The 13,731-nt window shown below is 56.7% G+C and carries 11 protein-coding genes and 4 tRNA genes; 5 read left to right on the forward strand and 10 right to left on the reverse strand.

Annotated features, from left to right (window positions below; genetic code table 11):
• Positions 1-48 precede the first annotated feature (48 nt).
• The 5 genes from hemC (at position 49) to BFV67_RS21285 (ending at position 5,530) form a co-directional block, all read left to right on the forward strand.
• Entirely contained in the window at positions 49-990 is a 942-nt protein-coding gene (gene hemC / locus BFV67_RS21265; protein WP_045408972.1) for a hydroxymethylbilane synthase, read from the forward strand.
• On the forward strand, positions 987-1,727 hold the full coding sequence (gene hemD / locus BFV67_RS21270; protein ID WP_069598878.1) for a uroporphyrinogen-III synthase: 741 nt from the start codon (positions 987-989) through the stop codon (positions 1,725-1,727). The genes hemC and hemD overlap by 4 nt, the downstream gene beginning before the upstream one ends.
• A gap of 20 nt (positions 1,728-1,747) precedes the next feature.
• On the forward strand, positions 1,748-2,944 hold the full coding sequence (hemX, locus tag BFV67_RS21275) for a uroporphyrinogen-III C-methyltransferase (protein WP_044597487.1): 1,197 nt from the start codon (positions 1,748-1,750) through the stop codon (positions 2,942-2,944).
• Positions 2,945-2,946: 2 nt separating this feature from the next.
• Positions 2,947-4,146 (forward strand): protoheme IX biogenesis protein HemY, encoded by a 1,200-nt coding sequence (hemY, locus tag BFV67_RS21280; protein ID WP_023293568.1) that lies wholly within the window; start codon positions 2,947-2,949, stop codon positions 4,144-4,146.
• Positions 4,147-4,318: 172 nt separating this feature from the next.
• Entirely contained in the window at positions 4,319-5,530 is a 1,212-nt protein-coding gene (locus BFV67_RS21285; protein ID WP_069598879.1) for an MFS transporter, read from the forward strand.
• Between the two features lie 506 nt (positions 5,531-6,036).
• Here the strand turns inward: BFV67_RS21285 and BFV67_RS21290 are convergent.
• From BFV67_RS21290 to rffA, 10 genes are all read right to left on the reverse strand, one after another.
• Positions 6,037-6,113, reverse strand: a tRNA-Pro gene (locus BFV67_RS21290).
• 45 nt (positions 6,114-6,158) lie between these two features.
• Positions 6,159-6,244 (reverse strand) — tRNA-Leu (locus BFV67_RS21295).
• Positions 6,245-6,265: 21 nt separating this feature from the next.
• A tRNA-His gene (locus tag BFV67_RS21300) sits at positions 6,266-6,341 on the reverse strand.
• Positions 6,342-6,408: 67 nt separating this feature from the next.
• Positions 6,409-6,485, reverse strand: a tRNA-Arg gene (locus BFV67_RS21305).
• A 102-nt stretch (positions 6,486-6,587) separates the two neighbouring features.
• On the reverse strand, positions 6,588-7,973 hold the full coding sequence (gene thrP, locus BFV67_RS21310) for a bifunctional threonine/serine APC transporter ThrP (protein ID WP_008501553.1): 1,386 nt from the start codon (positions 7,971-7,973) through the stop codon (positions 6,588-6,590).
• A gap of 197 nt (positions 7,974-8,170) precedes the next feature.
• Positions 8,171-8,911: a lipopolysaccharide N-acetylmannosaminouronosyltransferase gene (gene wecG, locus BFV67_RS21315; RefSeq protein WP_008501554.1), complete on the reverse strand. Its 741-nt coding sequence runs from the start codon at positions 8,909-8,911 to the stop codon at positions 8,171-8,173.
• 12 nt (positions 8,912-8,923) lie between these two features.
• Positions 8,924-10,276, reverse strand: a complete 1,353-nt coding sequence (wzyE, locus tag BFV67_RS21320; protein WP_008501555.1) for an ECA oligosaccharide polymerase — start codon at positions 10,274-10,276, stop codon at positions 8,924-8,926.
• A complete protein-coding gene (locus tag BFV67_RS21325; RefSeq protein WP_069598880.1) occupies positions 10,273-11,352 on the reverse strand; it encodes a TDP-N-acetylfucosamine:lipid II N-acetylfucosaminyltransferase in 1,080 nt (359 codons plus the stop codon). The genes wzyE and BFV67_RS21325 overlap by 4 nt, the downstream gene beginning before the upstream one ends.
• Entirely contained in the window at positions 11,349-12,599 is a 1,251-nt protein-coding gene (gene wzxE / locus BFV67_RS21330) for a lipid III flippase WzxE (RefSeq protein WP_008501558.1), read from the reverse strand. Before wzxE ends, BFV67_RS21325 begins: the two co-directional genes overlap by 4 nt.
• A 1-nt stretch (position 12,600) precedes the next feature.
• Positions 12,601-13,731: a dTDP-4-amino-4,6-dideoxygalactose transaminase gene (gene rffA, locus BFV67_RS21335; RefSeq protein WP_008501559.1), complete on the reverse strand. Its 1,131-nt coding sequence runs from the start codon at positions 13,729-13,731 to the stop codon at positions 12,601-12,603.

The following is a 13,731-nucleotide window of genomic DNA, read 5'->3' on the forward strand; positions in this document are numbered from 1 at the left end:
AGTCAACAATGTTAGGATGGTTAGCGATTGATAATGACGGTAACAAGCATGTTAGACAATGTTTTGAGAATTGCCACACGCCAAAGCCCTCTCGCGCTCTGGCAGGCACATTATGTGAAGCAGCGCCTGGAAGCCTGCCACAGTGGATTGCGCGTCGAGCTGGTGCCGATGGTCACGCGCGGTGACGTGATCCTCGATACGCCGCTGGCGAAAGTGGGCGGCAAGGGCCTGTTTGTCAAAGAACTGGAACTGGCATTGCTTGAGAACCGCGCTGATATCGCCGTACATTCGATGAAAGATGTGCCCGTCGAGTTCCCGGAAGGGCTGGGGCTAGTGACCATCTGCGAGCGCGAAGACCCGCGCGATGCGTTTGTCTCTAACCGCTATGACTCGCTCGACGCGCTGCCAGCGGGTAGCGTGGTTGGTACGTCGAGTTTACGCCGTCAGTGTCAGCTGGCGGAGCGTCGTCCTGACCTGATCATCCGCTCGCTGCGCGGTAACGTCGGCACGCGTCTGGGCAAGCTGGATAACGGCGATTACGATGCCATTATCCTCGCCGTTGCCGGCCTGAAGCGTCTGGGGCTGGAAGAACGTATTCGCGTAGCGCTGCCGCCAGAGCTCTCACTGCCCGCTGTTGGCCAGGGTGCCGTCGGCATCGAGTGCCGTCTGGACGATGCGCGTACCCGCGAGCTGCTTGCCCCACTGAATCATGACGAAACCGCTACGCGCGTAAAAGCGGAGCGGGCGATGAATACCCGCCTCGAAGGCGGGTGCCAGGTGCCAATTGGCAGCTATGCTGAATTGACGAATGGCGAACTGTGGCTGCGCGCGCTGGTAGGCGCCCCGGACGGTTCGCAGATGGTGCGCGGCGAACGTCGCGGTAACGCGCAAGATGCCGAAAAGCTTGGCGTGTCGCTGGCGGAAGAGTTACTGGATAACGGCGCCCGCGAGATCCTGGCTGACGTATATAATGGAGAGCCCCCTGCATGAGTATTCTCGTCACCCGCCCTTCTCCCGCAGGAGAGCAGTTAGTGAGCCGTCTGCGCACACTGGGGCAGGTGGCCTGGAGTTTTCCGCTCATTGAATTCTCCCCCGGTCGCGAGCTCTCTGCGCTCGCCGACCAGATGAATACCCTTCAGGACGATGACCTGCTGTTTGCGCTGTCGCAGCATGCCGTGGAATTTGCCCACGCACAGCTGCAGCAGCAGGACATGGCCTGGCCAACCGCCCCCGGCTATTTCGCGATTGGCCGCACAACGGCACTGGCGCTGCATACCGTAAGCGGCGCGGACGTTCGTTACCCGTTAGATCGGGAAATCACTGAAGTCTTGCTACAATTACCTGAATTACAAACTGTTGCCGGAAAGCGTGCGCTCATTTTGCGAGGCAATGGGGGGCGCGAGCTGCTGGGCGAAACGCTGCGTGAACGTGGTGCGAACGTGACGTTCGTTGAGTGCTATCAGCGCTGTGCAAAACACTACGATGGCGCGGAAGAGGCGATGCGCTGGCACGCGCGAGGCATCAATACGCTGGTGGTCACCAGCGGTGAAATGTTACAACAGCTTTGGGCGCTGATACCGCGTTGGTATCGCGAAAACTGGTTACTCCGCTGTCGGCTTCTGGTCGTCAGTGAGCGTCTGGCGAACCAGGCCCGGGAACTGGGCTGGCAGGATATTCGGATCGCTGATAACGCCGACAACGATGCGCTGCTGCGCGCATTACAATAACTCTCAAATGGGAAGCCATAATGACGGAACACGACAAATCCTCCGCCGTGGTTGAAGAGACCAGGGAGACTGTGGAGACGACGCCACAGCCAGAGACGACTGAGAAAACCGCTGAGAAGAAAAACGGCAGCAACAAAACAAGCCTCACGCTGAGCGCGATTGCCATCGCCATTGCGCTGGCAGCGGGGGTTGGCCTGTACGGGCTGGTGAAGCAACAGAGCGCTAACCAGACGTCCACCAGCGATGCGCTGGTGAATCAGCTCACTGCCCTGCAAAAAGAGCAGGAGACGCAGAAAACCGAGCTGGAAGCCGTGATTAAGCAGCAGGCCGCCGCGCTTGCCGAAGCGAACAGCAAACAGGAAGAGCTGACCAAACAGCTGGGTGAAGTACAGCAGAAAGTCGCCACGATTTCCGGCACCGATGCCAAAACCTGGCTGCTCTCGCAGGCTGACTTCCTGGTGAAGCTCGCCGGACGTAAGCTCTGGAGCGATCAGGACGTCACCACTGCCGCCGCGCTGCTGAAAAGCGCCGATGCAAGCCTGGCAGACATGAACGACCCGAGCCTCATTACCGCCCGTCGCGCGATTACCGAAGACATCGCCAGCCTCTCCGCCGTTTCGCAGGTGGATTACGACGGCATTATCCTTAAAGTGAATCAGCTGTCGAATCAGATTGATAACCTGCAGCTGGCGGATAACAACGACGACGACTCCCCGATGGATTCCGACGGTACGGAGCTTTCCAGCTCGCTGAGCGAATGGCGCATAAACCTGCAGAAAAGCTGGCAGAACTTTATGGACAGCTTTATCACTATCCGCCGTCGCGACGAAACTGCCGTACCGCTGCTCGCGCCGAACCAGGACATCTATCTGCGCGAGAACATTCGTTCCCGCCTGCTGGTGGCGGCCCAGGCCGTGCCGCGTCATCAGGAAGAGACCTATAAACAGGCGCTGGATAACGTCTCAACGTGGGTACGCGCTTACTACAACACCGATGATGCGACGACCACCGCCTTCCTCGAAGACATTGATAAGCTGAGTCAGCAGAACATCACCATGAACGTGCCGGACAAGCTGACCAGCCAGCCGATTCTGGAGAAACTGATGCAGACGCGCGTGCGTAACCTGCTGGCGCAGCCGGGCGTGCCGGCTGAGCAAACGGGCGGAGCGGCACCTGCTCCGGCTCCTGCGCCTGAAAGCGCACCGCAGGGAGAGTAACGATGCTAAAAGTCCTCTTACTCTTTATCCTGCTGATTGCCGGGATCGTCCTGGGACCTATGCTTGCGGGTCATCAGGGTTATGTCCTGATCCAGACCGATAACTACAACATTGAAACCAGCGTAACGGGTCTGACGATCATTCTGATCCTCGGCGTGGTGGTGCTGTTTGCGATCGAGTGGATCCTGCGCCGTATTTTCCGTACCGGTGCCCATACCCGCGGCTGGTTCGTTGGCCGTAAGCGCCGTCGCGCCCGTAAACAGACCGAGCAGGCGCTACTTAAGCTCGCAGAGGGTGACTATCAGCAGGTTGAAAAGCTGATGTCGAAAAACGCCGACCATGCCGAACAGCCGGTGGTGAACTATCTGCTGGCGGCCGAAGCGGCGCAGCAGCGCGGTGATGAAGCCCGCGCTAATCAGCATCTGGAGCGAGCGGCTGAGCTGGCTCACGGCGACCCGATTCCGGTGGAAATCACGCGCGTTCGTCTGCAGCTGGCACGCAATGAGAATCACGCGGCTCGCCACGGCATCGACCGTCTGCTGGAAGTCGCGCCGCGTCATCCGGAAGTGCTGCGCCTTGCCGAGCAGGCCTATATTCGTACCGGCGCCTGGGGCTCACTGCTGGACATCATTCCGTCGATGGCGAAGGCCGAGGTGGGCGACGATGAACATCGTGATGAGCTTCAGCGTCTGGCGTGGATTGGCCTGATGGATCAGGCGCGCGCAGACCTGGGAAGCGACGGTCTGAAAACGTGGTGGAAGAATCAGAGCCGTAAAACGCGTCAGCAGGTTCCTCTGCAGGTGGCGATGGCGGAACACCTCATCGAATGTGACGATCACGACACGGCTCAGGCGATCCTCCTCGACGGTCTGAAGCGCCAGTACGACGATCGTCTGGTGATGGTGATCCCGCGCCTGAAAACCAACAATCCTGAGCAAATCGAAAAAGTGCTGCGTCAGCAGATTAAAACCGTCGGCGATCGACCGCTGCTGTGGAGCACGCTCGGCCAGTCGTTGATGAAGCACGGCGAATGGCAGGAGGCGAGCCTCGCCTTCCGTGCAGCGCTGAAGCAGCGTCCGGACGCCTTCGACTACGCCTGGCTTGCCGATACGCTGGACAAGCAGCATAAGCCGGAAGAGGCCGCCGCCATGCGCCGTGACGGGCTGTTGCTGACCCTGCAAAACAACGGTACCCAGCAATAATCAAAAAGGAGGCCAGACGGCCTCCTTTTTTTATCGCCTTTCTGCTGCTACATTCTTTACACCTGCATCCGCAAACGAGCCCGCCAATGTAACGATCTCTTTTCATTAACTTTTTCTCACACACGCGCACATTCTGCAGCGTGGATTAAATCGTTTTTGAAAGGAAATCGTCATGAACTCGCTTCTCTATGCGCTTATTGAAGCGCTGCGCTGCCACCGCTGGCTGCGCCTCCTTGCTTGTGCTTTTATCTTTTCTTCGCTGGGGAATGGCTTAACCCAGGTCGTGGTCTTCGGCTTGCTGTTAGCATGGTCAGCCCCGCCCGCACTGCTCACCCTCGCTTTTCTTTTCGCTACGGTGCCGGGGTTTATCGGGAGTACGATCGGCGAAAAGCTGTGCTCCCGATGTTCTCCGATCGCCCTGCTGATACTGACCGAGGCGCTGGGATTGCTCGCCCTGCTCTTTCCCCTCCTTGGTGTGGGTTATCACAGCGTTACCGCGTTACTCGCCGTGCAATCCACCGAAGCGCTGCTCAGCGGGATGAGCTGGCCCGCGCTGACGTTGCTCTTCAAGCGCGGTCTCAGCGAAGCGGAGCTGCCTGCTGCGACCTGTCTGGAAAATGTGATTTTTGCTTCTCAGGTTTTGCTGGGGACCGGCCTGGGCGTGATGCTGTTTCAGAAGATATCCGTATTTACCCTTCTGGCCATTGATGCCGCCAGCTTTCTCGGGTCACTGCTCATGCTATGGCTGGCTGGACGCCGGTTTTCTGCGCCATCACTCCCGTCCCTCGAGGAAGAGGAAGCCCCTGCGGCATTACGCTGGCGGACGTTGACCGTTCGGCAGAAACGCAGTCTGCTCATCCTGCCAGCGCTGGCGGCCGTCGGCTCGCCGGCCATGGCACTGCTTCCGGCACTGGCACAGCAAATCCATCCTCAGGATGCGGCGGGCCTTGCTTTGCCGCTGCTTTTCGCCAGGAGCCTGGGACAGCTTTGCGGTCCCATGTTGCTAAAAAAAGAGAGCCTGACGCGCTTTGCCGCTCGCACGCCACGCATCATCGTTTGTCTCGGCATCTTTCTGGCCGCTTATGGAATGCTGCCGTTGTTGTCCGGGTGGATGGCATGTGCGCTGGGGATGATCTTTATCGCGCATCTGGCTTCGAATGTTCTGTTCGCGGCCGGGACGTTTAGCGTTCTCAGTAGTTTTCATATTACGCAAACCGCTTCGGCCAGTGGTAAAGCCTGGCGCTGGCAAACGCTCAGCGCCTCTCTCTTCACCGGCATCGCAGCGGCAGTGGCTGCCGGGTTTGGCTCAGTAGCCGCACTCTATGCTGTCTCGTCAGCGGCCCTGGTGATGGTTGCCCTGATCGTGCGCCGGTATCGGGAATAAGGCATAAAAAAACGCCTGCTATAAAAGCAGGCGTTAAAACAGGTCTGTAAGACAACATATTTGGTGCTTCACTCAACGTTATGTCCATGGTGTCTGATGAGGCCGAAGCGACATCTGTCAGTGGACGATAAGCACCGTAAATGGCTCTGCGTCATTCCGGAGTTTATGAGGCACGAAGGCGAACATAAGAGATGGAATGAGCATCTACACGCATATTATTGCACGTAACGTGCCAACATGACACGCAGAACTTTTACATGACGCAACATTTTAAGATAAAAGGAAATTATGCTGTTAAGCGTCGTCTTAATCGCTACAACATATCGGTCAACGCAGAAATATGTCGCCAGGAGGAGACAGCAAAACCTATGGATAGTAAATATGTGTATTTTCAATGAATTATATGTCGCTGAATCGCGACAATGAAACAGGGCGCTGTCGGGGAATCACTACAGGGGTGAAAAGTGGCAGAAAACAAAAAACCCCGCCGAAGCGGGGTTCAAAATTGGTCGGCGAGAGAGGATTCGAACCTCCGACCCACTGGTCCCAAACCAGTTGCGCTACCAAGCTGCGCTACTCGCCGATGTACTGCTTTTTGAATTTTTAGTTCAATTCATTTAAAAAGTCGTGGTGCGAGGGGGGGGACTCGAACCCCCACATCCTAAGGACACTAACACCTGAAGCTAGCGCGTCTACCAATTCCGCCACCTTCGCAATTCACAACTCTTTCAATAATGGGGTGGCTAATGGGATTCGAACCCACGACAACTGGAATCACAATCCAGGGCTCTACCAACTGAGCTATAGCCACCACTGTATTCTTTCACGCGGTACTGACTACTTCTCAGACCACCGCAGCTCTAGCGCCGGGACTAAAATGGCGCGCCCGACAGGATTCGAACCTGAGACCTCTGCCTCCGGAGGGCAGCGCTCTATCCAGCTGAGCTACGGGCGCTTAGCGCCGTTGCGGGGCTGGATATTACGTACCTCCGTCCCCGCTGTCTAGTGCTTTTTTGAAAAAAATGCGCGTTTGGTTATCGTTTGCACATTTTGCCGCTTATTCCTCCACTTTCTGCGTGGTGGCACGGCGACCGAGACCAAAAAGCTTATAGGCAGCCGTTACAGCGGCCAGGAAGATCATCCCGACAAACAGCGACATGCGGGTATCTTCATTAAAGTACATTCCGATTAATACGCAAATCAGGAACGCCATCGTTAAATAGTTCGCATACGGGAACAGAATTGAACGGAACGGATGGCTTTCAATCGCCTTTTTATGCGCATGACGGAAACGCAGCTGGCTGATGAGGATAACAAACCACGGCACCATGCCCGGCAGGACGCTGGCGCTGTAGACGTAAACAAACACCCGCTGCGGATTGGGAATGATGTAATTCAGGCAAGAACCAATCAGCAGGATCGCAATCGAAACCGCCACGCCCGCCACCGGCACGCCAGCACGTGACACTTTGCTCATCGCCGCAGGCAGCTGGTTATTCTTCGAGAGCGCATAGAGCATACGCCCACAGCTGTACATCCCGCTGTTACACCCTGACAGCGCGGCCGTCAGGACCACAAAGTTAATGATGCCCGCCGCCGCCGTGATGCCAATTTTGGCAAAGGTTAAAACAAACGGGCTGCCCGTCGTGCCAATTTCGTTCCACGGGAAGATGGTTACGATAACGAAGATCGCGCCCACATAGAAAATCAGGATGCGCCACAGCACTTTGCCCACAGCGCTACGCAGCGTGACCTGAGGATTTTTCGCTTCACCGGCAGTAATACCGATCAGCTCTACGCCCTGATACGAAGCCACAACGATACACAGCGCCGTCAGGAAACCCTTCCAGCCGCCGGCAAAGAAGCCGCCGTTTTCGGTCAGGTTACCGAAACCGATAGCGTGTCCACCGTTGCCAAATCCGAAGAAAATCACGCCCAGGCCGACAACAATCATCACGATGATGGTGGTGACTTTAATCATCGCGAACCAGAACTCGATCTCACCATATAGACGCACGGCGGCCAGGTTTGCCAGCGCCACCAGCCCCACGGCAATAAGCGCGGGTATCCACTGGGCCATGTCCGGGAACCAGAACTGGACGTAGACCCCTATCGCGGTGATCTCGGAGATGCCCACCGCCATCCACATGAACCAGTATGACCAGGCTGTCAGGTAGCCGAAAAAGGGGCTCATATACCGGTGCGCGTAAACGGCGAAGGAGCCGGTTACCGGCTCCAGGAAGAGCATTTCGCCCATGGAACGCATGATGAAGAAAACAAACAGCCCGGCAATAATGTACGCCAGTAATACGGAAGGGCCAGCCCACTTGAGCGTGCTTGCGGAGCCCATAAACAGGCCCACGCCGATAGTGCCGCCCAGCGCTATCAGTTCAATATGACGAGCTTCCAGCCCACGCTGTAGCTCCGGTTTTTTCTCTGCCATAGATCCTCGATTGTGTTTGCTGTTTCCCGACTTAAGACCGGGTATTGTTTTTTAGGGGGACTAAAATACGGAGCGAATGGTTTCTTAAAATGTGCCAAATGGCAAACGATGCATAAAAAAAATGAATGCATTGCACAGATTATCAGCAGTTTTGCAGGCGAGTTGCAGCGCGAATAGCATATCGCGCTACATTTTGATTACATTTTCCCGGTGTAATGCCAGGCGAGGTAGCGAAGCAGACGGATCTGTCGTTTAATGCGTGTCGGTTGCGATAGCAGGCGATACAGCCACTCCAGCCCCAGATGTTGCCAGACCGCTGGCGCACGCTTGACGTGGCCGGTAAAGACGTCATATGTGCCGCCAACGCCCATGTAGAGGGCATCCGGGCAGACCAGACGACAGTCACGCATCAGGATCTCCTGGCGCGGGGACCCCATCGCCACGGTGACAATCTTCGCCCCGCTGTCACGAACGCGCTCAAACAGCGCCTGCCGATCTTCCGGTTTGAAGTAACCATCCTGGCTGCCGACAATATTAACATTCCATTGACGACGCAGTTTCTCTTCCGTCTGGGCCAGTATCTCCGGCTTCCCGCCAATCAGGAACACGGGCGTTCCCTGCGCGCCTGCACGGGCCATAAGCTGCTCCCAGAGATCGGCACCCGCCACGCGGGAAACATTAGCGTCAGGATACTTTTTACGGATAGAGCGAACCACGCTGATCCCGTCCGCGTATTTAAATTCGGCCGCGTCTATCAGGCTTTTGACTTCCGCGTTATCCTCAACCGCCAGCATCTTTTCCGCGTTGATGGCCACCAGCGTACCGGATTTCATCTGGCCGTCGGCGAACAGAAAATCCAGCGCGTGCTGCATGTCGCGCCAGCCAATCAGCTGCAGACCACGTAGCGCATAGCGCGGTGCAGAAATTCTATCAGTCATTACTATCCTTACTCAGACTTGCGACAGCGTTGTGCTGCCCTGCCGCTCGCGCCTGTGCACAAGCCCGGCGCTGTCAAACAGCCAGTACAACAGCTTGGCCAGTAACAGGCAGATGCCGAAAACGACCATGAAGAACACCACGCGCGAAACGAACGAGTCCAGACCTTCGCGCGCCAGAACGATCATATTGAAAATGGCACCAAAGCAGAAACTGTGCAAAATGGCCGCTTTATAGCGGTTGGTCTCTTCATTGCCACGCAGGTAAAGCCAGTCGAACCACTTGATAATCAACCCCACGGCAACCGCACCGGGCAGAATGAACCATGCCCCGCCCATCACCACCAGGGAACCGAGCAGCGTAGGTGAAATTGCCAGACCGGAATGGTTGTTCAGCACTTCCCAGGTGAAGTAATTCGCCGTATTCAGCACCACGCCAGGACGGTCCGGCCATAGCCAGGAAGGAATAAAGACGTAGAAGTCGCGAACAATCGGCGCCAGCCCCTGGAAATCAATCTTGTCGTAATTTTGCAGCAGCAGTGCCAGGTTTTCCCATGGCGAGAAGGTATCGCGCGTGAGGTAAAGGAACGTATAAAACGCCTCATCACCCGCCACGTTCATCCCGTAGCGCTTCAGCGCCAGCCAGAACATCCCCACAATGCCAAACACGCCTGCTGCAACCAGCATCCAGAGCGAAATCCAGCCGCGGATAATGCCGATAAACAGGAAGATCGCGAAGGCGATGATGATGTTCGCGCGCGTACCGCCCACAATCATGTAGGTCAGGATGCCAAATGCGACGGTACTGACCAGGAAGAACAGCCACGCTTTGCTGTCCTGGCGCAGGAAGAAGATCACCAGCATCGCCGGGATGAAGAAGTAGAAGAAACGCTTAAGCGCCACGCCCGAGACTTCTGCCGAAAAAATCTGGCTGTAGGAGTGGAGTTTAAAAAGCAGGAAGCCGTTATGCATGAAGAAGATGCCAACGCTGACCAGGGCGATAGTCATCAGCATCACCCATGTCAGGTGGGTTTCCACCCGATTCATGGTAAAGAGCGCCCGGCGTGGGGCTGCAGCCTGCGCTGAACGCAGACGCGTTTTATAGGTGACGTAGTAGACCGCATAGAAGCAGGTCGCCGCCAGAAGCGCCTGGAGCAGAATGTCCGGCGGCGCGACGCTCACGTCAAAACGGAAGACCAGTATGCTGGTCAACGGGAAGCCGAAAAAGAACGTCAGCAGAAACAGTAACGAGAAGAAGACGTTAAAGTTGAAGCGCACGCGCCGGAATTCAAACCAGGTGAGCGTGGCGATGAACAGGCTGCTCAGAAGCCAGACAACCAGTAAGCCGCTGAATTGCAACTGACTCATGCTTTGTCTCCTGCAGCGATACGCAGCGCGCGGTGCCACGGCGTGAGATAATTCGGGCTGAAAAAATCGATGCTGTTTTTATCCACCAGCGTGAGCTGACGTTGAGCTTCACGTACCACCTCGACATTCAGCGTGTCTGAGGTAAACAGCACCGGAATATGCTGCTCGGCCATGTCCTGCCAGAACGGGTTGTCGCGGTTGAGCACGCACGGTACACCTGCCTGAATCAGCAGGCACAGCGTGCCAATCCCCTGCTGCCGGGCAAAGATGAAATAACCGAGATCGCATTTTCTCAGCAGCGCAAGATATTCATCAAATTCCAGCTTATCGCTGAGGATGTGCAGATTTTCAGCGCTAAACAGCGCCAGCCCCTGCTGACGAACCTCGTCGATATAGGCGCTGTTGTTGGCGGGATAGCCCATCGGCACCACCACGTTCACCGTGTCGCCAAACTGCTGATGCACCGCCCTGAGCGCCGCGACATGTTCGTTACTGCGATCGCCGGAATTCCCCACCAGAATCGTCAGCTTGCCTTCTCGCACCGCGTCATTCGCCATGGCGTTCAGCGCCGGATCCATGCGGGTGGGGAAATAGAGCAACTCGCCGCGCACGTTCGGGTGCTGTTTAGCAAAATAGTTGAGATCGCCGCGGGTAGCAAAAACGCAGCCTACGCGCCCCTGAGCCATGCGGCGCAGGGGATAAAAAAGACGGAATTTCCAGCCGCGGGAGACTTCATAAAGATCAGCTCCCCAGATATGCCAGCTGCACTGGGAGGGTTTAATCCCTCCGCTGAGAAGCGCCAGCCACAGGCCGATATTGAACTGCCCGTGGAAAAAGAAACGTTGCTTACGATCCGCTTTGGCTTTGGCAACCACCGCCTTCGCCAGTGAGGCCTTATCCGGCCAGAAGCGAATCGTCAGTGCCGGAAACGCCTCGCTCAGGCCCTTATCCTGACCTGCAACCATAAACTCACGCGCATCAGGATCGCCCGATGCCAGCTCGTCGTTGAAGAACCGCAAAACGGTCTGGTTATGGTGTGGGATATCCGATCCCAGGATGTGAATCAGTGCAGTCATGCGCGTTTACGCCACAATAAAAATACACCGCAACAGGCGGCGAAATAAACGATATAGGTTGCCATGTAGGCCTGGGCCGCCCCCAGCGCGCCGTGCGTGGGTATCAGCCAGTGTGAAAATGCCGTCAGTAAAACAAACTGGCTAATTTCCGCCAGGATATAGAGCCGCAGGGACGCTTTCGCGATCACCAGATAGCCGAAAACGTAAGCCCCCACTTTCAGTACATCACCCACCAGCTGCCAGGCAAAGAGATCGCGCATGGCGGTGAACTTCGCCGAGAACAGCAGCCAGATGGCGACATCGCGCAATAACCAGACGGTAAAGCTGGCAGCCGCGACGGCCGGCAATACAAAGCGCAGCGATCGGAAAATCTCGCGCGTTATGTCCTGTCTGGACGTCAGACGCGACAGGGTTGGCAGCAGGTAAACGCTAAAGGAAGCCGTAATAAACTGAAGATAGGCATCGGAAATACTGCTTACGCCCTGCCAGATCCCGACCTCATCCCAGCTATAGTGCGCCGCCAGCAGGTTTCGCATCATCACGTAGGCCACCGGCAGCGTGACGGAGGTGATGAGCGCCATCAGGGTAAATTTACCCAGTTGGCTGGCAAGCATCGAGTCCCATTGCGGTTTCAGGTAGCTCAGCGGAATGACGCCCCGACGCATCAGCATAAATGCCGCAGGCACAACCACCAGCGCCGGAACCAGCGCCAGCCCCAGCAGTGCGCCTTCATAGCCACCCAGGCGATAGCAGAAATAATAGGCAATCACGCCGATGACGCTGCCCAGGATCAACGCAAGCGCGTTCCCGGCAGCATCACGAAACCCTTTCATCAGCGCCAGCAGCAGGTTAGCCCAGGCAATCCCCATCTGAACCAATGCGACCAGACGCACCAGCCCCTGATAGTGGGTGTGACCGAATAATCCCTGGCTGATGGGCGCTGCCGCCAGCAGAAAGATAATCGCCATCAGGGTCGAAAAACCCGTGACCATCGCCGACGAGGTGCCCACGACCCTCCGAAGCTGGGCCGCATCATCATGATACTGCGCAACGTATTTGGTGACGCCGTTGAAGATACCGGCACCGGCCAGCACGCCAAGGACGGTGACAAGCTGACGGAAATTTCCCGCCAGTCCCACTCCTGACGGGCCAAATGAGACGGCCAGGAGCTTGACGACCAACAGCCCGGCCCCAATTTTTACAAGCGTGGACGCGGCGGTCCACACCGATGCTTTTGCCAGAGACATATCAGCCGAAATAACTCAGGAGGGTATTAATCACCGTACGCTGGTTAACTGGCGCGAGGTTGTAGAACAGTGGCAGACGAAGCAAACGCTCACTTTCTTTGGTGGTGTAACGGTCTTCACCCGCGAACGTTCCAAACGCTTCGCCCGCCGGACTGGAGTGCAGCGGGATATAGTGGAACACCGCCATAATTTCGGCTTCTTTCAGCCAGGCGATGAGCTCGCTGCGGTCGTCGTTATCGCGCAGCTTGATGTAGAACATGTGTGCGTTGTGGACGCAATCCGCCGGAATCGTTGGCAGCGCAATACGCCCGGCTTTTGCCAGAGGTTCCAGCGCATCGTAATAGGTTTGCCACAGGGAGAGACGCTGCAGGTTGATGCGATCCGCGGCTTCCAGCTGCGCCCACAGGTACGCGGCCTGCAGATCCGCCATCAGATAGCTGGAGCCAATATCGCGCCAGGTGTATTTGTCTACCTGGCCGCGGAAGAACTGGCTGCGGTTGGTGCCTTTTTCGCGGATCACTTCCGCACGCTCCACGAGCGCCCGGTCGTTAATCAGCGTCGCGCCACCCTCTCCGCCTGCCGTGTAGTTTTTGGTTTCGTGGAAGCTAAAGCAGCCGATGTGGCCGATGGTGCCCAGCGCGCGTCCCTTGTAGGTCGACATCACGCCCTGCGCGGCATCTTCCACCACAAACAGGTTATGTTTTTTGGCGATGGCCATGATGGTGTCCATTTCACAGGCCACACCTGCGTAGTGAACCGGCACGATCGCGCGCGTTTTGTCGGTGATCGCCGCTTCAATCAGCGTCTCATCAATGTTCATGGTATCCGGGCGGATATCCACAAAGACGATTTTCGCCCCGCGCAGGACAAACGCATTCGCCGTGGAAACGAAGGTGTAGCTCGGCATGATCACTTCATCGCCGGGCTGGATATCCAGCAGCAGTGCGGCCATTTCCAGCGATGCCGTACAGGACGGGGTCAGCAGTACTTTGGCGCTGCGAAAACGCTGTTCCATCCACTGCTGACAGCGACGGGTGAAACCGCCGTCACCGCAGAGTTTGCCGCTGCCCATGGCAGACTGCATATAGTCGAGTTCCGTTCCGACGACGGGTGGTGCGTTAAATGGAATCAT

Origin of the sequence: Enterobacter roggenkampii, assembly GCF_001729805.1 — a bacterium.
Taxonomy (GTDB): Bacteria; Pseudomonadota; Gammaproteobacteria; order Enterobacterales; family Enterobacteriaceae; genus Enterobacter; species Enterobacter roggenkampii.